Origin of the sequence: Aquabacter albus (assembly GCF_040049275.1) — a bacterium.
In the GTDB taxonomy this organism is placed as follows: domain Bacteria; phylum Pseudomonadota; class Alphaproteobacteria; order Rhizobiales; family Xanthobacteraceae; genus Aquabacter.
The window spans coordinates 475,870-495,765 of record NZ_JBDZDT010000003.1 but is presented as its reverse complement, the minus strand read 5'-3'; the positions used below and the strand labels follow the sequence as shown (position 1 = coordinate 495,765).

The 19,896-nt window shown below is 67.5% G+C and carries 21 protein-coding genes; 12 read left to right on the top strand and 9 right to left on the bottom strand.

Translation table 11 applies throughout. The features are described 5' to 3' along the window. Window positions 1–112: 112 nt before the first annotated feature. Both ABLE91_RS08715 and ABLE91_RS08710 read right to left on the bottom strand, forming a co-directional pair. Window positions 113–862 carry an SDR family NAD(P)-dependent oxidoreductase gene (locus tag ABLE91_RS08715; RefSeq protein WP_348930407.1) on the bottom strand — a complete coding sequence of 250 codons (750 nt, stop codon included), beginning with the start codon at window positions 860–862 and terminating at the stop codon, window positions 113–115. Window positions 863–972: 110 nt separating this feature from the next. After that, window positions 973–1,266 carry an ArsR/SmtB family transcription factor gene (locus ABLE91_RS08710; RefSeq protein ID WP_348930406.1) on the bottom strand — a complete coding sequence of 98 codons (294 nt, stop codon included), beginning with the start codon at window positions 1,264–1,266 and terminating at the stop codon, window positions 973–975. Window positions 1,267–1,601: 335 nt separating this feature from the next. Between ABLE91_RS08710 and ABLE91_RS08705 the strand changes: the two genes are divergently transcribed. The 3 genes from ABLE91_RS08705 to ABLE91_RS08695 all read left to right on the top strand — a co-directional run bounded on the left by ABLE91_RS08705 (window position 1,602) and on the right by ABLE91_RS08695 (window position 4,336). Further along, window positions 1,602–2,720 (top strand): methionine ABC transporter ATP-binding protein, encoded by a 1,119-nt coding sequence (locus ABLE91_RS08705; protein WP_510181921.1) that lies wholly within the window; start codon window positions 1,602–1,604, stop codon window positions 2,718–2,720. Further along, window positions 2,713–3,390 (top strand): methionine ABC transporter permease, encoded by a 678-nt coding sequence (locus ABLE91_RS08700; RefSeq protein WP_348930405.1) that lies wholly within the window; start codon window positions 2,713–2,715, stop codon window positions 3,388–3,390. Before ABLE91_RS08705 ends, ABLE91_RS08700 begins: the two co-directional genes overlap by 8 nt. Window positions 3,391–3,556: 166 nt before the next feature. Continuing rightward, window positions 3,557–4,336 (top strand): MetQ/NlpA family ABC transporter substrate-binding protein, encoded by a 780-nt coding sequence (locus tag ABLE91_RS08695; RefSeq protein WP_348930404.1) that lies wholly within the window; start codon window positions 3,557–3,559, stop codon window positions 4,334–4,336. A gap of 4 nt (window positions 4,337–4,340) precedes the next feature. On the opposite strand, the gene ABLE91_RS08690 is transcribed toward ABLE91_RS08695, so the two are convergent. From ABLE91_RS08690 to ABLE91_RS08675, 4 genes are all read right to left on the bottom strand, one after another. Further along, window positions 4,341–4,622 carry a hypothetical protein gene (locus ABLE91_RS08690; protein WP_348930403.1) on the bottom strand — a complete coding sequence of 94 codons (282 nt, stop codon included), beginning with the start codon at window positions 4,620–4,622 and terminating at the stop codon, window positions 4,341–4,343. 371 nt (window positions 4,623–4,993) lie between these two features. Beyond that, the gene (gene tam / locus ABLE91_RS08685; RefSeq protein WP_348930402.1) at window positions 4,994–5,767 is read right to left on the bottom strand and encodes a trans-aconitate 2-methyltransferase; all 774 of its coding nucleotides are present in this window, start codon (window positions 5,765–5,767) and stop codon (window positions 4,994–4,996) included. A gap of 45 nt (window positions 5,768–5,812) precedes the next feature. Further along, the gene (gene thpR / locus ABLE91_RS08680) at window positions 5,813–6,343 is read right to left on the bottom strand and encodes an RNA 2',3'-cyclic phosphodiesterase (RefSeq protein ID WP_348930401.1); all 531 of its coding nucleotides are present in this window, start codon (window positions 6,341–6,343) and stop codon (window positions 5,813–5,815) included. A 96-nt stretch (window positions 6,344–6,439) separates the two neighbouring features. After that, complete coding sequence (locus ABLE91_RS08675; protein WP_348930400.1) at window positions 6,440–7,126, bottom strand: GyrI-like domain-containing protein; 687 nt, start codon at window positions 7,124–7,126, stop codon at window positions 6,440–6,442. A 163-nt stretch (window positions 7,127–7,289) separates the two neighbouring features. Between ABLE91_RS08675 and dapF the strand changes: the two genes are divergently transcribed. The 4 genes from dapF (at window position 7,290) to ABLE91_RS08655 (ending at window position 11,905) form a co-directional block, all read left to right on the top strand. Further along, window positions 7,290–8,147 (top strand): diaminopimelate epimerase, encoded by an 858-nt coding sequence (dapF, locus tag ABLE91_RS08670; protein WP_348930399.1) that lies wholly within the window; start codon window positions 7,290–7,292, stop codon window positions 8,145–8,147. Continuing rightward, the gene (gene mtaB / locus ABLE91_RS08665; RefSeq protein WP_348930398.1) at window positions 8,144–9,436 is read left to right on the top strand and encodes a tRNA (N(6)-L-threonylcarbamoyladenosine(37)-C(2))-methylthiotransferase MtaB; all 1,293 of its coding nucleotides are present in this window, start codon (window positions 8,144–8,146) and stop codon (window positions 9,434–9,436) included. The genes dapF and mtaB overlap by 4 nt, the downstream gene beginning before the upstream one ends. 4 nt (window positions 9,437–9,440) lie before the next feature. Then, the gene (ftsY, locus tag ABLE91_RS08660; protein ID WP_348930397.1) at window positions 9,441–10,703 is read left to right on the top strand and encodes a signal recognition particle-docking protein FtsY; all 1,263 of its coding nucleotides are present in this window, start codon (window positions 9,441–9,443) and stop codon (window positions 10,701–10,703) included. A 74-nt stretch (window positions 10,704–10,777) separates the two neighbouring features. Further along, entirely contained in the window at window positions 10,778–11,905 is a 1,128-nt protein-coding gene (locus ABLE91_RS08655) for a zinc-dependent alcohol dehydrogenase family protein (protein ID WP_348930396.1), read from the top strand. A 27-nt stretch (window positions 11,906–11,932) separates the two neighbouring features. On the opposite strand, the gene ABLE91_RS08650 is transcribed toward ABLE91_RS08655, so the two are convergent. Together ABLE91_RS08650 and ABLE91_RS08645 are read right to left on the bottom strand one after the other, a co-directional pair. Continuing rightward, window positions 11,933–12,649: a hypothetical protein gene (locus tag ABLE91_RS08650; RefSeq protein ID WP_348930395.1), complete on the bottom strand. Its 717-nt coding sequence runs from the start codon at window positions 12,647–12,649 to the stop codon at window positions 11,933–11,935. A gap of 167 nt (window positions 12,650–12,816) precedes the next feature. Beyond that, window positions 12,817–13,842, bottom strand: coding sequence for a GntR family transcriptional regulator (locus ABLE91_RS08645; protein WP_348930394.1), 1,026 nt, complete (start codon window positions 13,840–13,842; stop codon window positions 12,817–12,819). A 163-nt stretch (window positions 13,843–14,005) separates the two neighbouring features. On the opposite strand from ABLE91_RS08645, the gene ABLE91_RS08640 reads away from it, so the two are divergent. The 5 genes from ABLE91_RS08640 to ABLE91_RS08620 all read left to right on the top strand — a co-directional run bounded on the left by ABLE91_RS08640 (window position 14,006) and on the right by ABLE91_RS08620 (window position 18,746). Next, window positions 14,006–14,758, top strand: coding sequence for an SDR family oxidoreductase (locus ABLE91_RS08640; protein ID WP_348930393.1), 753 nt, complete (start codon window positions 14,006–14,008; stop codon window positions 14,756–14,758). Beyond that, window positions 14,755–15,846 carry an Ldh family oxidoreductase gene (locus ABLE91_RS08635; RefSeq protein WP_348930391.1) on the top strand — a complete coding sequence of 364 codons (1,092 nt, stop codon included), beginning with the start codon at window positions 14,755–14,757 and terminating at the stop codon, window positions 15,844–15,846. The genes ABLE91_RS08640 and ABLE91_RS08635 overlap by 4 nt, the downstream gene beginning before the upstream one ends. Before the next feature lie 51 nt (window positions 15,847–15,897). Further along, window positions 15,898–16,893: a C4-dicarboxylate TRAP transporter substrate-binding protein gene (locus ABLE91_RS08630; protein ID WP_348930389.1), complete on the top strand. Its 996-nt coding sequence runs from the start codon at window positions 15,898–15,900 to the stop codon at window positions 16,891–16,893. A 64-nt stretch (window positions 16,894–16,957) separates the two neighbouring features. Next, window positions 16,958–17,452: a TRAP transporter small permease gene (locus tag ABLE91_RS08625; protein WP_348930387.1), complete on the top strand. Its 495-nt coding sequence runs from the start codon at window positions 16,958–16,960 to the stop codon at window positions 17,450–17,452. Between the two features lie 10 nt (window positions 17,453–17,462). Further along, on the top strand, window positions 17,463–18,746 hold the full coding sequence (locus ABLE91_RS08620) for a TRAP transporter large permease (RefSeq protein WP_348930385.1): 1,284 nt from the start codon (window positions 17,463–17,465) through the stop codon (window positions 18,744–18,746). 127 nt (window positions 18,747–18,873) lie between these two features. Here the strand turns inward: ABLE91_RS08620 and ABLE91_RS08615 are convergent, their stop codons facing one another. Next, window positions 18,874–19,863, bottom strand: a complete 990-nt coding sequence (locus ABLE91_RS08615; protein ID WP_348930383.1) for a Bug family tripartite tricarboxylate transporter substrate binding protein — start codon at window positions 19,861–19,863, stop codon at window positions 18,874–18,876. Window positions 19,864–19,896 lie beyond the last annotated feature (33 nt).

The following is a 19,896-nucleotide window of genomic DNA, read 5'->3' as shown; positions in this document are numbered from 1 at the left end:
TGACCCGGGCATCTCCCGCCGTTGCGCCAAGCGTCTTGGAGATCCCCGGATCAAGTCCGGGGATGACGGTTGTGTCGGGCGGTCTCTGCGCCGCCCAGCAAGGTGACGTCCCTTACCGCAGGCCGCCGGAGGCGAAGAGGACTTCGCCCGTCATCCAGGCGGAATCCGCAGACGCCAGGAATACCGCGACGGAGGCGATATCGCCCGGCTGGCCGCGGCGTCCGAGCGGGGTCTTGGCGATCAATTCAGCCTCGAAATCGCTGCCGATCACGCCCATGGCCTGGGTACCCTCGGTCTCCACGCCGCCGGGGCTGATGGCGTTGACCCGGATCTTCTTCGGCCCCAGCTCGCTCGCCAGCACATGGGTGATGGAGGCCACCGCGGCCTTGGTGGCGGTGTAGACCGAGGTGGTCGGCAGGCGCACGCTGGTGGCCGCGGAGCCGATATTGATCACGCTCCCGCCTTCGGGCCCGAACTGCGCGACGGCTTCCTTCGTCGTCAGGAGAAGCCCGAGCACATTGGTGTTGAACTGGCGGTGGAACTCCTCCTCCTTCAGTTCCTCCAGCGGCGCGAAGGCGTAGACGCCCGCATTGTTCACCAGGATGTGGGCGGCGCCGAAGGCGGCCTTCGTCTCGGCGAACAGGCGCTTCACGTCGGCGGCCTTCGCCACATCGCCCTGCACGGCGACGGCCTTGCCGCCGGCCTGCTTGATCTCGGCGACAACGCGCTCAGCGCCCTCCTTGCTGGAGGCGTAGTTCACCACCACCGCCGCGCCCTCGGCGGCGAGGCTTTTCGCGATCCCGGCGCCAATGCCCTTGGAAGCTCCGGTCACCACGGCGACCCTCCCGGCCAGCTTGCTCATGTCACATCTCCTACCGTCAACAATTCGATGGTCGTCGAACTGAGTCGGTGAGACATTTATATAATCATCTAACTATTACAAGGGCAGCAGGGCCGGAGATTTTCCATACCCTAAATCTGCGAGAGGCGTTCCAGATAGGCGTTCAGCACGTCGCGCTGGAGGACGAGATTGGCGAACTTGCCCTCGCGGACGATCTCGATGAGGCCGGCGCTCTCCAGCTCCTTCACATGATGGGAGATGGTCGCGGCGCTCACCTCGTGCATGGAAGAGAGCGCGCTGCACGGCATATGCTCGCACGTGCTGCCGATCTCCTTCAGCATCTGATAGCGCCGGGGCTCGGCCAGGGCGCGGGCGATCAGTGCGAACTGCCGGTCTGTGAGCGTGATTTTCTTGGGCTCTGCCATGATCTCAAAACGTGCCGCACGGCGGCAGGAAGGTCGCATGACGCGACGGGATGATCGATCCGCATATTAGGATTGCCGCCAGCTTTGACAATGCGGCCTGTCCTTCGCGCATGGGTGCGCTGCGCAAAGCGCCTTGACACGTTCGTCAAAACGAACAACATATCGCCCAACGGAACTCTCGGAACCACGGGTGCGGCCATGATGTGCTGCTTGTGTATGCGAATGTGACTGCGGCCTCCTGACGCCGCGCCTTTTGCCTTGCCCGTCCCCATCGGCTGCCAGACACGCATCATGAGTTCGCCTGAGCGAACGCGTGTCCTCGACGAAAGCCGGAGATGAACGTGAACGCTCCATTCAATATCCTCGCGCCCGCGACGCCTCTCGGCGCCGGCAGAGGAGTTTCCGTGACCGACCCCATCATCAGTTTCGCGCATGTGGGCAAGAGCTTCCCCGCGCGGCGCGGCACGCCTGAGGTGACCGCCCTGGCGGACGTGGACCTTGCCGTGCCCGAAGGCGCCATTCTCGGCGTCATCGGCCGCTCCGGCGCGGGCAAGTCCACCTTGATCCGCCTCGTCAACGGGCTGGAGCGGCCGACCTCCGGGCGGATCACCGTAGACGGCACGGACATCACGGCGCTTTCCGAAGCCGGCCTGCGCGAAGCGCGCCGCTCCATCGGCATGATCTTCCAGCATTTCAATCTGCTGGCCCGCCGCACCGCGTTCGAGAACGTGGCCCTGCCGCTGGAGATCGCCGGCGTGCCGCGCCGGGAAATCAAGGCGCGGGTAGAGCCGCTGCTGGATCTCGTGGGCCTCGCCGACAAGCGCGACCGCTACCCTGCCGAGCTTTCCGGCGGCCAGAAGCAGCGTGTTGGCATCGCCCGCGCTCTGGCGACCCGCCCCCGCGTTCTGCTCTCCGACGAGGCCACCTCCGCCCTCGACCCCGAGACCACCAACCAGATCCTCGCGCTGCTGCGCCGGGTGAATGCGGAGCTAAACCTCACCGTGCTGCTGATCACCCATGAGATGGCCGTGATCAAGGCGGTGGCGGACCGCGTGGCGGTGCTGGATGGCGGGCGCATCGTGGAGGAGGGGACCACCTTCGAGCTGTTCGCCCGGCCGCGCCACCCAACGACGAAATCCTTCATCTCGGCCGTGGCCGGCTCTGCGCTGCCCCCTTATATCGCCGCGCGCCTGAAGGCGGAGCCGACACCCGGCGGGCAGGCGCTGGTGCGCATCGTCTTCACCGGCGACCACGCCACCGACCCCGTGCTCTCCCGCATTTCGCGCCTCCTGGGTGTCGACGTGAACATCATCCAGGCCCAGGTGGATGACATTGCCGGCCAGCCGTTCGGCGTGATCGTGATCGGTATACCGAACGATGCGGTCACCGTGGCGGCGGTGGTGAACGCTGTGGAGAAGCTCAGCCTCTCGGCGGAGGTGCTCGGCCATGTTTGATTTCCTCACCCCCGCAATGACCGACCTGCTGATCCAGGCCACCCAGGCGACCCTCTATATGGTGGCGGTGGCCGGCCTCATCGGCACCGCCATCGGCCTGCCCTTGGGCGTGTTCCTCGCCACCAGCCGCTCGGGCGAGCTGTTCGCCGCACCCTGGCTCAACCATGCGCTCGGCCTCGTGGTGAATGCCGCGCGGTCCACTCCCTTCATCATCCTGGTGGTGGCCATCATCCCCTTCACCCGGCTCATCGCTGGCACCTCCATCGGCACCGATGCGGCCATCGTGCCGCTCACGGTGGCGGCGGCGCCCTTCATTGCCCGCCTCATCGAGGCGGCGGTGCGCGAGGTGGACCAGGGGCTGGTGGAAGCCGCCCGCGCCATGGGGGCGAGCCCGCTCCAGATCGTCGCGAAAGTGCTGCTGCCGGAGGCGCTGCCGGCCATCACCCTGGCGCTCACCCTCGCGGTGGTCAGCCTCATCGGCTACTCGGCCATGGTGGGCGCGGTGGGCGGCGGCGGGCTCGGCGATCTCGGCATCCGCTTCGGCTACCAGCGCTTCATGCCCGAGGTGATGGCGGCGGTGGTGATCGTCCTCATCCTCTTGGTCCAAGCGGTGCAAAGCGCGGGCGACCTGCTGGCGCGGCGCCTGGACAAGCGGAACCGGCAGGGGTGAGCCCTTCCGACAGCGCACCCCGCTCCCTCTCCCGCTTGCGGGGGAGGGCCGGGGAGGGGGCCGTCAAGCAGGGCCACGCCTCCCTAGAATCAACCATCGCACCATTTCCCCCTCCCAACCCTCCCCCGCAAGCGGGAGAGGGCTTAAAGCTCCAAGGAGAGCACTTATGACCATCCGCACCCTTCTCACCGGAGCAGCCCTTGCGCTGCTCGCCACCGCCGCCTCGGCGGAGACCATCAAGATCGGCGCCACGCCCGGCCCCCACGCCCAGATCCTCGAAGCCGTGAAGCCCATCGCGGCAAAGCAGGGGCTCGATATCCAGATCGTCGAATTCTCCGATTACGTGGTGCCCAACACCGCGCTGGAGGCCGGCGAGCTCCAGGCCAATTCCTTCCAGCACCAGCCTTATCTCGACAATCAGGTGGCGGACCGGGGCTACAAGATCGTCTCGGTGGGGACGACCGTGAACTTCCCCATCGGCATCTATTCCAAGAAATATAAGAGCTTCGACGAGCTGCCCGCGGGCTCCAGCGTGGCGATCCCCAACGATCCCACCAATGGCGGGCGCGTGCTGCTGCTGCTGCGCGACAAGGGCTTTATCAAGCTGCGCGACGGCGTCGGCTTCAAGCCCTCGGTGGCCGACATCACCGACAACCCGAAGAAGCTGAAGATTGTCGAGATCGACGCCGCCCAGCTCCCCCGCTCCCTGCCCGACGTGGCGGCCGCCGGCATCAACACCAATTATGCCAAGGAAGCCGGCCTCGACCCGGTGAAGGACCCCATCCTGCGCGAGGATCCGAAGGGGCCTTATGTGAACGTCATCGCCGTGCGCACGCAGGACAAGGACAAGCCCTTCGTGAAGATCCTGGTGGAGAGCTATCACAGCCCCGAGGTGAAGGCCTTCATCGAGACCACCTTCAAGGGCTCGGTCCTGCCGAGCTGGTGAGGGATCATTTCCCTTCGAGGCGCGCGACCACGGCGGCGCGCGCCTCTTCCAGGATGTGGTCGTAATCGTCCGCCAGGGGCTCGCCCACGGCGACTTCCAGCCCCGAGCGCAGCGTCCAGAGCGCCGCGCGTTCGGCGGGGTGCTCCAGGGGCTCGGTGATGGGCTCGACGCTCGGATCGTCCATGCGGCCGAGCAGATCGAGCAGCACGATGGCCACTGCGGGGTCGAGGGAGACCACGACCTGGGCGGTGGGCAGACTATGTGCGTCGCTGTGCGTCTCGGTCATGGCCGGTCTCCTGAAGGCGCTTCGGCCTGTATAGGCCATTGGCCTCCGCTTCGCGAGGCTGGGTGCTGACGGCTCCCTCCCCCGCTTGCGGGGGAGGGGTACCTCAAGCAAGACACCGCGTCCGGATCTGCGGCGTGCGAGCTTTCGTATCGACATTCAAGCTCAGCACCGCCTCAAAGAACCGCCGTCATGGCCGGGCTTGTCCCGGCCATCCACGGGGCTCCGCTGGGTAGGCGTTTAAAGGAGAAGCGTGGATGCCCGGGACAAGCCCGGGCATGACGGGTGTGAGGGGCGCAGATCATTCCGCCTGAATGTCGATGGGCCTAACCCTCCGCCGCAAGCGGGAGAGGAATAACGAGGGGAAACCCCGATCACCGTCGCGCGAGGATGAACAGGCGGGGGAAGGCGAGGAGCACCTTGCCGTTGACCCGCTCTCCATAATGCTTCGCCAGCCGCGCCTGATAGGCGGCGAGGAAGCCCGCGCGCTCCTCGGCGTCCAAAGGATCGAGGAAGGGCCGCAGCCCGGTGCCCTTCAGCCATTCCACGATGGCGGGCACCCCCGCGAGCGGGTGCTGATAGATGGTGTGCCAGATATCCACCCGCGCCGCATGGGGCGTCAGCAGATCGTAATATTGCTCCACCGAGGGCAGGTCGGTGCGTGCGGCGGCGGCGTCCTTCAGCTTGCCGGCCCATGGCCCGTCCAAAGCGGTCTCCACCATGGAAGCGTGGGACGGCTGGTCCAGATTGTCCGGCACCTGCACGGCCAGATAGCCGCCCGGCGCCAGCAGGGACATCAGGCGCGGGAACAGGGTGTCGTGGTCCGGCACCCATTGCAGCACCGCATTGGCGAAGATGAGGTCCGCCGGCTTCTCCAAGGTGAAGTGCGTGGCATCGCCCTGCTGGAAGCGCAGGTTCGGCAGCCGTTTGCGCGCCGCCGCCAGCATGTCCGGCGACGTGTCGATGCCGATCACCTCCGCATCGGGGAAGCGCTCGGCCACCAGTTCGGTGGAATTGCCCGGCCCGCAGCCGAGATCCACGCAGAAGCCCGCTTTGGGGAGCAGCACCTGCGCCAGCAGATCGCGCGAGGGACGCGTGCGCTCGTCCTCGAACTTCAGATATTGGGCTGCGTTCCAGTCTTCGGCCATGCGCCCCTCCCACCTGTCGCGGCCTGTTTAGGCCGCAATGGGTGGTCATGAAAGGGGATAGGCCGCTTCCACAAGGTAAGGCCCGCCGCCCACGGAATCGCGGGAGGAGAACAGCACGAAGCGCGGCACATGGAAGGCCGGGCTGCGGTAATAGCCTCGCGTGGACAGGTAGTCCGCCACTTGCCGGCTGGAGGCATCACGCAGCCGCGCAAGAGTGACATGGGGCTTGTAGGAGCGGTCCGGCGAGAGGCCGAGCCGCTGCATGATGCGCTCGTGCTCGGCCTGAAGCTCCATGAGGGCGGGGTTGGTCTTCACCGCCGCGAACACGGAGCGCGGCTTGTGGCCGCCGAACTGGTCGAGCCCGTCCAGCGCGAGGTCGAAGGCGCGCCGGCGCACCTGGCCGAGCATGTACATGACCTCGCGCGCCAGGACGTCGTCCACGTCGCCGACGAAGCGCAGGGTCAGGTGGTAATTTTCCGGGTCGATCCAGCGTGCGCCGGAAAGCCCGCCCCGCAGCATGGAGAGGCCCGAACCGACCTCCGCCGGGATCTCGAGGGCTGTGAAGAGTCGCGGCACGGGCGCCTCCATCTCACGTCGAGCAGTCCGCATGGCCGGCCCGCGCGCAGGTCGGCCCCTAATGAAGAAGATTCGCGCCGCGCTGGGAAGCGTCCCTCAGCGCCGCGGCACGTAGATGTCCACCTCCAAAGCGTCCGGCGGCGTCGCGACGGGATCGGTCACATAGCGTTCGATATAGAGATCCTGCGCCTCGATGCTGCGGGCATCCAGATAGTTGGCGATGGCCTCATAGGTGTTGTCCATGTCGGCGAACGAGCCCTTGTAGCTGAACTTCAGCACCCGCCCGCTATAGGAGGCCCCCACGGCGACGCCGCCCTGCGGCCGCTCCGTGGTGGCGCCGGAGAAGGGGATCTGCGCCTCGAACTCGAAGCCGGCATCGTCGCTGGAATTATAGGCGATCATGGGGTCGCCCGAGCGCTTGAGGCCGAGCCGGTCCATCTCCGCGGTGATGGTCTTGAGCGTTGCGACGATGGTGTCGAACCCGTCCGTCCAGCTGGAGCTGCCGCCTTTGCTCAGCACCGGCATGGGGTTGAGCACCGTTTCGGTGGCGGTCACGGCGTCGGGATGCTGGGCCTCGGCGGGCGACGCGGGCGCCGGGGCGGGCTGAGCCGGAGCAGGTTGGGCCGGAACGCCTTGTACCGGAGCGGTCTGCACCGGGCGCGGGTCCACCGTGGAAGGTGGGCTCAGGGGTGGGGCGGGCGTGGCCGTCTGCGCCGCGGCGCTGGCCGCGCAGAACATGAAAGCCGCCGCGCACATGCTGCGCACCAGATCACCGAACGTCATGTCGCCGTCTCTCGCCGCAGGCCCCGACGCCTATTTAGCATGTTCTCGCCGAAGGCATATGGCCCCCCAAGGGGGTGGCGTGCGACCCTGTGCCCGCCATATAAGGCTCGGGCGCCGCACCCCAAGGGGAAGCCGGCGCGATCTTGGATATGTCTGTAGCACCATGGCAAGCCTCGCGGATCGCCGCTTTGTGAAGATGAACGGGCTCGGCAACGAGATCCTCGTTCTGGACCTGCGCGCGGACCCCGTGGAGGTGACGCCGGAAGCGGCGCGCGCGCTGGCGCGGCCCGGCGTCGTGCCGTTCGACCAGGCCATGCTGCTTTATCCCGCGCGCCGGCCCGATTCGTCCGCCTTCGTGCGCATCCTCAATTCCGACGGCTCGGAATCCGCCGCCTGCGGCAACGGCACCCGCTGCATCGCGGCGCTGGAGGCCGAGCGCACCGGCAACAGCCATCTCCTGTTCGAAAGCGCGGCCGGCCTTCTGGACTGCGTGGTGCGCCCGGACGGCGGCGTCACCGTGGACATGGGCGCGCCGCGCCTCGCCTGGAACGAGATCCCCTTGGCGCGGGACGTGGGCGATACCGCCGCCTTCGACATGGCCGGCCATGAGGTGCTTGGGCCCGCGAGCTTCGTCTCCATGGGCAACCCGCACGCTATCTTCTTCGTGCCGCTGGCGGATGCGGTGGACGTGGAGCGCCTGGGCGCGGCCTTGGAACACGACCCGCTCTTTCCCGAGCGCGCCAACATCTCCTTCGCCCAGATGCTCTCGCACGATCACATCCTGCTGCATGTGTGGGAGCGCGGCGCCGGCCGCACCCGCGCCTGCGGCACGGCGGCGTGCGCGACGGCGGTGGCCGCCGCACGCACGGGCCGCGCCGGCCGGCAGGTGAAGGTGACGCTGCCCGGCGGCGACCTCTTCATCCACTGGCGCGAGAGCGACGGTCATGTGCTCATGACCGGCCCCGTCGCCCACGAATTTTCCGGCATCCTCACGCCCGATATGCTGGCGGACGCCGCATGAATGCGCGGGTCTCGCTGCCCGCTGCGGCGCCGGTTGAGGTCGTCACGTTCGGGTGCCGGCTCAACATCCTCGAATCCGAGCAGATGCGCAGCGCCGCCATGGCGGCGGGGCTGGAGCGGGCCATCATCGTGAACTCCTGCGCGGTGACGCAGGAGGCGGTGAGCAAGGCGCGCCAGACCATCCGCAAGCTGAAGCGGGAGCGGCCGGAGACGCGCATCATCGTCACCGGCTGCGCCGCCCAGACCGAGCCGCAGACCTTCGCCGAAATGGCCGAGGTGGACCGCGTTGTGGGCAACGCCGCCAAGGGCGCGCGGGAGACCTGGGACGCCGCCCGGCAGGCGCTCGATTTCGGTGTCGGCACGGAAGAGAAGGTGGTGGTGGACGACATCATGGCGGTGCGCGAGACCGCGCTGCACATGGTGGATGGGCTCGACGGGCACACCCGCGCCTTCGTGCAGGTGCAGAACGGCTGCGACCATCGCTGCACCTTCTGCATCATCCCCTATGGCCGGGGGAATTCCCGCTCCGTGCCCATGGGCGACGTGGTGGCGCAGGTACGCCGGCTTGCTGAGGTCGGCCATGGCGAAGTGGTGCTCACCGGCGTCGATCTCACCTCCTATGGCGATGGCCTGCCGGGGGCGCCCACCTTGGGCAAGCTGGTGCGCGCCATCCTGAAGCATGTGCCCGAGCTGAAGCGCCTGCGCCTCTCCTCCATCGACAGCGTGGAGGCGGACGACGACCTCATGCGCGCGCTGGCGGAGGAGGAGCGGCTGATGCCCCATCTCCACCTCTCCCTCCAGGCCGGCGACGATCTGATCCTGAAGCGCATGAAGCGCCGCCATTCCCGTGCCGACGCCATCCGCCTCGTCGGCGAGATGCGCCGCCTGCGGCCGGATCTCGTCTTCGGCGCCGACCTCATCGCCGGCTTTCCCACCGAGACCGAGGCCATGTTCCGCAACAGTCTCCATCTGGTGGACGCCTGCGGCCTGACCTTCCTGCACGTCTTTCCCTTCTCCCCCCGCCCCGGCACCCCCGCCGCCCGCATGCCCCAGGTGGCGCACGCGGCGGTGAGGGAGCGGGCGCAGCGGCTGCGCGAGAAGGGCGAGGCGGCCCTGCGGCGTCACCTGTCGGCCTCCATCGGTGCGCGCCGTACTGTGCTGATGGAGGCAGACGGTCTTGGCCGCACCGAGCATTTCACGCCAGTGCGTGTGTCGCGTCCCGCGCCACGCGGCACCATCCTTCCCCTGCGCATCGCCGGTCACGACGGCGCGCGGCTAATTGCGGCCTGATGTAATGAGTGACACCGAGAACGGCCAATCGCCGGCCCCCAAGAAGAAAGGCTTCTGGAGCCGCCTCACGGGAAGGGGGAGCAGCGAGAGCGCGGAGCCCTCGGCCGATGAGGGTTTGGTTTCCGCCCCTGTTTCCGAAACGCCGGAGGTCTCGGACCGTCCCGCTGATCAAGACGTGGAAGGCGACGAGCGCGTCCAGGACGTCGCTGTCGAAGATGCTCCTGTCGAAGCAGCGCCGGTCGAGCAGGCCCTCGCCGAGGAGGCCCCCGTCGCAGTCGAACCTCCCGAGGCGGAACCCTTCGAGATCCAGCTTGCCGAAGCTCAAACGGCCGAGGAATCGGCGAACGAAAAGACGAGCTTCTGGACTCGCCTGAAAAGCGGCCTGTCCCGCACCGCCACGAACCTCACCCAGGGCATCACGGACCTCGTCTCCAAGCGCAAGCTGGATGCGGAGACGCTGGAGGATCTGGAGGACATCCTGATCCGCGCGGACCTCGGCATGGCGGTTTCCGCTCGCATCGTCGAGCGGGTGGGCAAGGGCCGGCACGACAAGATGATCGCGCCCGAGGAGGTGAAGGGCCTGATCGCCGCCGAGGTGGAGGCCATTCTGCGGCCGGTGGCCGTGCCCTTGGTGATCGAGCGGTCCCACAAGCCCTTCATCCTGCTGATGGTGGGCGTGAACGGCTCGGGTAAGACCACCACCATCGGCAAGCTCGCCGCCCAGTGGCGCACCGAGGGGCTGAGGGTGATGCTCGCCGCCGGCGACACCTTCCGCGCCGCCGCCATCGAGCAGTTGAAGGTGTGGGGCCAGCGCACCGGCGCCACCGTCATCGCCCGCGAGCCGGGTGCGGACGCGGCAGGCGTGGCGCACGATGCCATCACCCAGGCGCGTGCCGAGGGCGCCGATGTGCTGCTCATCGACACGGCCGGACGCCTCCAGAACCGCACCGAGCTGATGGCGGAGCTGGAAAAGGTGGTGCGCGTCATCCGCAAGCTGGAGCCAGGCGCGCCGCACGCCGTGCTTCTCGTTCTGGATGCCACCGTAGGCCAGAACGCGCTGTCCCAGGTGGAGGTCTTCACGAAGATCGCCGGCGTCACCGGCCTCGTCATGACCAAGCTCGACGGCACGGCGCGCGGCGGCATCCTCGTCGCCATCGCCGAGAAGCACGGCCTGCCGGTGCATCTCATCGGCGTGGGCGAGGGCGCCGACGATCTCCAGCCCTTCGCGGCGGGAGATTTTGCGCGGGCGATCGCGGGGCTGCAGTAGACTTTAGCCCGCCTTCTCTTTTCCCTCGGCCCGCGCCATCCTCGCCAGGACAAAAAAGGTCTGGGAGGAAGATCATGCATATGCGCGCCGCCGTCCTGCGGTCATCGCCCGTCGAGCGCCCGTTCGCCCGGACGCGGCCCCTCACCATCGAGACCGTCACGCTCGATCCGCCGGGGCGTGACGAGGTGCTGGTGAAGATGGCGGCGGCGGGGGTCTGCCATTCCGACCTCTCGGTGATCAATGGCGACCGCCTGCGCCCGACCCCCATGGTGCTCGGCCACGAGGCGTCCGCCGTGGTGGTGGAGCCCGGGCCCGGCGTCACCGACCTCCAGCCGGGCGATTATGTGGTGATGAGCTTCATCCCCACCTGCGGCCATTGCATGCCGTGCCTGGAAGGCCGCGCGCAGCTCTGCGGGCCGGGGCAGGCGGCGAACGGAGCCGGCACGCTGATCTCCGGCGCCATGCGCCTGCGCTGCGACGACGGCACGGACACCTATCATCATTGCGGCGTCTCGGGCTTTGCCGAATATGCGGTTATCTCGCGCCGCTCCATCGTGAAGATCACCAAGGACATCTCTTTGGTGGATGCGGCGCTGTTCGGCTGCGCTGTGATGACGGGCGTCGGCGCGGTGGTGAACACCTGCGGGGTGAAGGCGGGGCAGAGCGTCGCCGTGGTGGGGCTCGGCGGCGTCGGGCTGTCCTCCATCCTCGGCGCTGTTGCGGCGGGGGCGGACCGGGTGATCGCGGTGGACATCTCCCAGGCCAAGCTCGATCTCGCCATGACCCTCGGGGCCACCGACGCCTTCCTCGCCACCGATCCGGAGGCGGCGGAGGAAATCCGCGCCGCGACCGGCGGGGGCGTCGACCATGCGCTGGAAATGGCCGGGTCCGCGCCGGCCTTCGAGCTGGCCTACAAGATCACAAAGCGCGGCGGCACCACGGCCTCCGCCGGCCTTGCCAATCCCAATGCGCGCATCTCCCTGTCGCCGGTCCACATCGTTGCCGACGAGCGGGTCATCAAGGGCAGCTATCAGGGCAGCTGCGTGCCGCCGCGCGACATCCCGCGTTTCATCGCCCTCTACCAGCGCGGCAAGCTGCCGGTGGACAAGCTGCTCTCCTCAACCGGACCGCTGGAGGAGATCAACGAGGCCTTCGACAAGCTCGACCGCGGCGAGGTGGTGCGCCACGTCATCACGTTCTAAGTCGGGCGCCACCTGCCTGCGCCGGGGTCACCGGCGCAGGGGAGGAGGGGTGCTGTTGCTCATCTCGCTGAGCATCCAGACGAGCCACGGAATGCTCAGCACCGGCAAGCCGATCCCCGTGCTCAGCGCGGAGATTTCGATGACCACGGAATCCTGCACCAGGAAGGACACGATCGAGAGGATCCCGATGGCGATCTGGTAGAGGGCAAGCACAAAGGTCAGATCGATCCAGCTGCGCGAAACCTCGGCCTCGCGGGCAGGCCCGCAGAGCAGAAAAAGGGCGATACCGGGCGGAAAGAAGCTGCCGGCGGAAAGCCAGTTGTACGTATCGGTGAGGCCGGCGAGGAAGGCGGGCGCGGCCTCCGGCGAAAGAAGCGGAGAGCCGTTGCGGAACGCCTGGGCTGCGGCGAGCATCTGAATGTCGGAAAGCAGGCCGAGCAGGCCCGCCACCGCAAACAGAATGACGATCATGCCGGCCACGAGGGTGGATGCCGGCTTCAGCCAGACGCAGAGCGTGACGCCCAGCATGGCGATGGCGCAGTCGGTCACGAAGAAGAGGGTGTAGCTCGCCAGGTACCATGCCCAGGCGCCCTGCAGGTTCCCAAGATACTCCGCCGTGATCGGGGAGGGCGCGATGGTCGGGGCGATGGAGACGGCCATCATCACAAGGATGGTGGCGAGGAGCCATGCCCCCGCCAGGATCGCCACGTGGACCCGCGCGAGATTGATGTCGGAGTCAGTCATTGCCGAGGTTCCCCCAAACGCATGGCACGGTTCTCAAATCCTGTTCCCAGGCGCGCCGGCGCCCGCCGCCAGGTTCTGAAGCCGTTGAAAATGTCTTATGGGGGCGGAATGCTGCATTGGCGCGACATGCGCGCGGGCCACAGGCGGGGCTTGGATAAGGCTTGAGCCTAAAGCGCTTCGAGATAGGGCAGGGGGCTCGGCGTGAAGTCGCGGCGCACCACTTCGATGCGGTGGACGGCGCGGTCGTGGGAATTGCGCAGATGCACCCGCAGCGCCTCGCCCGCCTGCGGGACGTGCCCGGCCTCAAGAAGCTCGGCGACCGCCAGATGCTCCTCGAGGAACGGCTCGGTGGCATAGAAACGCGGCGCCCAGCGATAGAGGAAGGTGTGGGCCACCAGCATGGACTGGTAATAGGTCACGGCCTCCATGAGCGTGCGGTTGCCGCAATGGCCAAGAAGGGCGATGTGCAGTTCCGTCTCCAGGGCCGACAGCGCCGGCCCGTCCAGCGTGTCGGCGCGGCTCAGCGCCGTTTCCAGGTTGGCCTTGAGGCGTTCCACCGTGCCCTCGGGCAGGTGCTCCGCCGCGCTCAGTAGCGCCACCGGCTCCAGCAGAGCGCGCATCTCGTAGAGTTCGCCCACATAGCCGGGCGTGAGGGCCGGCGCATACCAGCGCAGCCGCCCGTCCTTCTTGACGATGCCCCGTTGTTGAAGCCGGGCGACCACATCCCGCGCCACCGTGCGGCTCACGCCATAGAAGGCGGCCAGATGGTTCTCCACCACGCGCCAGGAGCAAAAGCCGGTGCGCGCGACGATCTCCTGCTCCACCTCCTTGTAGATGCGCTCCCATGAGGGCTCGGCGGAGAGGTGCGTCACCTCCGGCGCGCCCTCCGCCGCAGCGGCACGGGCAATGGCGCGGGCGTTCGCGGCGATGATGTATCCGTGCCCCTCGCCGCGCTCCACGAGGCGCTGCTCGGCGAGCCGCTCCAACGCCTGCCGGGCCGGCGCGCGGGAGATGCCGAACTGCTCGGCGATGTGGGATTCCAATAGCCGGGTGCCCGGCGCGAGAACGCCTTCGGCGATGCGCGCCGCGAGGATTTCGCCCGCCCGCTCATAAAGGCGTGGGGCGGCGCCCGTGGTGGCAGGGCTCCCCTTGGGGTCCTCGCCGGTCTTCTCCACCGTCGCGTTCCGGCGCATCGCTCCCATCCCGTTCGCGTCCATCTTGCCCGCTTCGCCCCCGGGGCGGAAGCGGGCGGGCTCGCCCTCCCATTTACACTTGAGCGTCCAATGTATACCTTGAACGTAAATCAAGCGAGGCAGACTTCCGCACGGTGCGGGCGGGCTGCGTTGGAGGAAGCGGATGGGAGAGCGGCCGGGTCGGCTTCAGGGCAAGCGCGCCTTTGTGACGGGAGCCGGCCAGGGCATGGGCCGCGCCATCGCCATCGCCTTTGCCCAGGAGGGCGCGCAGGTGATTGCGGCGAGCCGCACCGCGTCCAAGATGGACGACCTGCTGGGCATCAACCCGGCCATCACGCCCCTCTCCCTCGACGTGACCGACGCGCCGGCCGTGAAGAGTGCCATCGCTGATGCGGGGCCGCTGGATATCCTCGTGAACTGCTCGGCCTTCGTTCACGCCGGCACGCTGCTGGAGTGCGAGGAGGAGGCGTTCGCCGAGAGCCTGGAGCAGAACGTCACCTCCGCCTACCGCACCATCCGCGCAGCGCTGCCTGGCATGATCGGCAAGGGCGGCGGCGCCATCATCAACATCGCCTCCGTCGCCTCCTCCATTTCCGGCACCGCCAATCGCGCCGCCTACGGCACCAGCAAGGCGGCGCTCATCGGCCTCACCAAGGCGGTGGCGCGGGATTTCATCGCCAAGGGCATCCGCTGCAATGCGCTCTGCCCCGGCACCACCGCCTCGCCCTCCCTGGAGGACCGTATCAACGCCACGGACGATCCGGAGGCGACCCGGCGCGCCTTCATCGCCCGCCAGCCCATGGGCCGGCTCGGCACCGTGGAGGAGATGGCCGCCGCCGCGCTCTATCTCGCCAGCGACGAGGCGGGCTTCATGACCGGCCAGCTCCTGGTGGTGGATGGAGGCCAGACCCTGTGACCGCCCCGCTGGGACCGGCCCCCGCCCGCATCGAGCTCCACGCCGACCAGGAGCTTTTCAACTTCTGTGAGGCCGTGCTGGGCGCAGCGGGCGCGGACGAAGAGACCGCCCATGCCGCCAGCCGCGCCATGCTGCACGGCTCGAAGCTGGGCGTGGACAGCCACGGCGTGCGCCTGCTGGACCATTATGTGACCGTGATCGACGGCGGGCGCGTGAAGGGCCGCCCGCAGATGCGCTTCCTCACCGAGACCGGCGCGGTGGCGACGCTGGACGCCGATGACGGGCACGGGGCGCTCGCCGCCTACAAGGCCATGGACAAGGCGGTGGAGTTCGCAGCCGGCTGCGGCATCGGCGCGGTGGCGATCCGCAACTCCTCCCATTTCGGTCCCGCCGGCGCCTTCGCGCTGGCCGCCGCCGAGCGCGGCTTCGTCGGCCTCGCCTTCTGCAATTCCGACAGCTTCGTGCGTCTGCACGAGGGGGCGGAACGCTTCCACGGCACCAATCCCATCGCCGCCGCCGCCCCCGTGAAGAGCGGCCGGCCGTGGCTGCTGGACATGGCCACAAGCTCCATTCCCTATAACCGCGTGCTGCTCTATGGCAGCCTTGGCCGCGCCTTGCCGCCCGAGACCGCCTCCGACGTGGACGGCATCGACACCAGCGCCGCCTCCATGGTGGAGATGCTGGCGCCGCTGGGGGGTGCCTTCGGCTTCAAGGGGGCCGGGCTTGCGGGGCTTGTGGAGCTGTTCAGCGCCATGCTCTCGGGCGCGCGGCTCTCCTTCGACATCCCACCCATGGGCGGGCCTGACTATGCCACGGCGCGTAATGTGGGCGCCTTCGTCATGGCCATCCGCCCCTCCGCCTTCCTGCCGGATGAGGCGTTCCAGGCGGGGCTGAAGCGCTATCTCGAAACCCTGCGCGCCTCGCGCCCCGTGGCGGGCGGGCAGGTGATGGCGCCCGGCGACCGGGAATGGCGCGAGGCGGACCGGCGCGCCGAGGAAGGCATCCCCATAGATCCTGACACGGCGGAGGCGTTCGACCGCCTCGCCACGCGCTTCTCAGTTCCAAGACCGCGCTCTCTGGGCGCCTGACGTTTCCCGCCGGCGCCAACCGGCCTGACCACAAGAAATACGGAGGAGATCATGACCATGGTGCGGACATCCCTGATCCCGCTCTGCGCGGCCATTGCCATCGGCACGCTCCTTGGCGGTGCGGCCGAGGCGCAGCAGCAGTTCACGCTGCGCTTCAACCACGTGCTCGGCCCGCGCGAGCCGTTCCACCAGGGCTTCCAGGACTGGGCCAAGGCGGTGGAGGCGCGCACCAATGGCGCCCTGAAGATGCAGGTCTTCCACTCCGCTCAACTGGGCGTGGAGGAGGACATCATCGAGCAGATGCGCCAGGGCGCGAATATCGGCCAGAACACGGACGCCGCACGCCTCGGCATCTATGTGAAGCCCATCGCCGTGGTGAACGGGCCTTACTTCGTGGAAAACCTCGACGAGGTGATCAAGCTCGGCAACGCGCCCACCCTCCAGAAATGGGAGAAGGAGCTGGCGGACCAGCACGGGCTGAAGGTGGTCTGCTTCGACTGGATCCAGGGCTACCGCAACTTCTTCACCAACAATCCGGTGAGGAAGCCCGCCGACCTTAACGGCCAGCGCATCCGCACCCCGCCGGCGCCCATCTGGCAGGAATCCATCCGCGCGCTCGGCGCCTCGCCGGTGGCCATGGCGTTCGGCGAGATGTATCCGGCGCTCCAGCAGAAGGCCATCGACGGGGTGGAGCTGGTCTACAGTAACATCGCCGCCGGGCGCTTCTACGAGGTGCTGAAGTATGCCGACGAGACGCGCCACATCATGCTGGTGAACTTCCAGGTGGTGGGCTCGAAATTCTTCAACAGCCTGCCGCCGGAGTTCCAGACGGCGCTGGTGGAGGAATGCGAGAAGGCGGGGCGCGCCACCTCCCAGAAGATCCTCGCCGCCGAGAAGGAGCAGAAGGACTTCCTGAAGGGCAAGGGCATGGTGCTCGTGGAGGACGTGGACATCGCCGCCTTCCGCGCCGCCGGCGAGAAGGCCTACCAGGTGCTCGGCCTCACCGAGGCGAAGGACACTGTGCTGAAGGAAATCGGCAAGAAGTGATGCCAGAGGGCGCCGGCATCTCCGGTGCCCGCTTCCCCTCGATGCCACCGGCCGGGATCGGACGATGAATAAAATCCAGTCGCTTGTGGGCACGGCGGAAGCCGTGGTGGCGGGGACGTTCCTGGTCCTCATGGTGGTGCTGATCTTCATCGGCGGCGTCGCGCGGCTCATGCATTATCCGCAGAACTGGACCATCGACCTCGCCACCTGCCTGTTCGCCTGGGCCTGCTTCTTCGCCGCCGACATCGCTTGGCGCCGCAACAGCATGATGGCGGTGGACGTGGTGGTGGAGAAGCTGCCCGAACGGCTCCAGTTCGCCCTGCGCATGCTCAACTATGCGCTGATCGCCGCCTTCCTCCTCTATCTCGCCTATTACGGCTTCACGCTCTCCTGGATCAGCCGCATCCGCTCGTTCCAGGGCATGCCGGGGGTGAGCTATTCCTGGGTCACCATGAGCCTGCCGGTGGGGGCGGTGCTGCTGCTCATCACGACCGCCATGAAGGTGCGCGCCGAGCTTTCCGGCGCGCATGAAGACAACCGCGCCGTCGACGTGCTGTGAGGAGAAGACCGTGCTTCTCGTCCTCATCTCCTTCGCCGTGCTCCTCACCATCGGCATGCCGGTCGCGTTTGCCATCGGCATATCGGGCCTCGTTTTCTTCCTTCAGAATCCAGACCTGCCGGCCACCATCCCCGTGCAGATCACGGTGACGGAGACGCAGAACTTCGCGCTGCTCGCCATCCCGCTCTTCATCCTTGCCGGAAACTTCCTCAACGGGTCGGGCATCACGCAGAACCTCCTGAAGCTCGCCTCCGTGCTTACCGGGCGCCTTCAGGGCGGGCTGGCGCAGACCTCCATCGCGCTCTCCACCCTCATGAGCGGCGTCACGGGCTCCTCCATCGCGGATGCGGCCATGAATGCGCGGGTCATCGGCGTGCAGATGATCACGCGCGGCTTCTCCAGGGGCTATGCGGCCGGAGTCATCTCCTACGGCTCGCTGATGGCGCCCATCATCCCGCCGGGCATCGGCTTCATCCTCTATGGGACAGTCGGGCAGGTCTCCATCGGCCGCCTGTTCGCGGCGGGCATCATTCCGGGGCTGATGCTGTGGGCGGCGCTCGCCGTCACCATCTCCATCACCGCCCGCAAGCGCGGCTACCAGCCGGAGCGCGAGACGCTGCCCACGGTGCGGGAGGTGGCGGGGGCGGCATGGGGCGGCATCTGGGCGATCCTGTTCCCCATCGTGCTTCTCCTGGGCCTCCGGTTCGGCATTTTCACGCCGTCCGAGATCGGCGCCTTCGCGGTGATTTACGCCGTGGTCATCGGCTTCTTCGCCTACCGCATGCTGAACCTGTCGAGCTTCCGCGAGGCAATGGAGGCGAGCCTCGTGGACGTGGGCGCGGTGATGTTCCTCCTCGCCCTGTCCGCCATCTTCGGCTACGGCATCGTCTTCGAGCAGGTGCCCGAGGTGATCTCGGCCTGGATGCTCGGCCTCACCGACGATCCCTATGTGGTGATGGTGCTGATCGTGCTGTTCATCCTGGTGGCGGGGACCTTCATGGAAGGCTCCGTGCTCATCATCATGCTCACCCCGATCTTCCTGCCACTGATCACGGAATACGGCATCGACCCGGTGCATTTCGGGCTGGTCTTCATCATCGCCGCCACCATCGGCAACTATACGCCGCCGGTGGGCGGTGCCATGTTCGTGGTGTGCCAGGTGTTGCGCTGCCCCATCAGCGAATATACCCGCGAATCCATGCCGTTCCTGATCGCGGTGTCGCTGGTGACCCTCGTCCTGATCTTCGTGCCCCAGGTGGTGCTCTTCATGCCGAACCTGCTGTTCGGGCCATAAAAGCCATCCTTCTCCCGTCATCCCCGGACTTGATCCGGGGATCTTCTGGGAGTCCTGGCGCACCCGGTTCTAAAGGAGATGCCCGGGTCGAGCCCGGGCATGACAGGCGGACAGGACGACTCGCCCCTCACTGCATCTGGATGCCCAGTTCCTTCATGAGCGTGGTCTGGTAAGCGAGGTCCTTGCGCAGGAAGGCGTCGAAGCCCCTGGGGTCGAGGTCGGAGGGGTAGAGGCTCGATTCCGCCAAGAGATCCCGCACCTCCTTGGTCTCGCCGGCCTTCTTCAGGGAGCGATAGAGGATGGCGGTGATCTCCGGTGGCAGGTTCGCCGGCGCGAGCATGCCGAAATAGCCGGTGATGTCGAAATCCTTGTAGCCGAGCTGCTGGAAGGTGGGCACGTCAGGCAGGGTCGGCGGGCGCATGGTGCCCGTGGTGGCGAGCACCTTCACCTTGCCGGTCTTCATCAGCGGCACGGCGGTGACGGTGGAGATGAAGGTCATGTCCACCTGTCCGCCCATGACGTCGGTGGAGAGGGTGGGGGAATTATAGGGCACATCGATGAGGTCGATGCCCGCCACCTTCTCGAACACCGCCCCCGCCACATGGGTCACGTTGCCGACGCCGGAGGTGGCATAGGTGAGCTTGCCGGGCGCCTTCTTCGCCGCCGCGACGATGTCGGCGACGCTGTCATATTTGGTGGCCACCAGCGCCAGCCCGTAAGACTGGGCCGCCAGGAAGAGGGCGGTGAAATCATCCACCGGCCGGTATTGCAGGTTCGTGGCCATGGCCGCGTTGGCGACGTGCGAGCCGGTGGTGAAGAGCAGCGTGTAGCCGTCCGCCGGAGATTTCGCCACCACGGTGGAGGCGAGGACGCCATTGGCGCCGGGCCGGTTCTCCACCACCACGGGCTGGCCGAGATCCTGTGACATGTCCTTGGCGAAGGCGCGGGCGAGAACATCCGTGGAGACTCCCGGCGCGAACGGGCAGACGAGGCGGATGGGCTTGGTTGGGAAATCCGCCGCCCATGCCGCGCCCGGCAGGGTGGCGGCGAGGCCGGCGGCGAGCGTGCCGCGCAGGACCGCCCGGCGGTCCAGGGTGAGCATCTTGGCGTTGGGCATGGGCGTCTCCTCCTGGCCGCCGCTTTGGCGCGG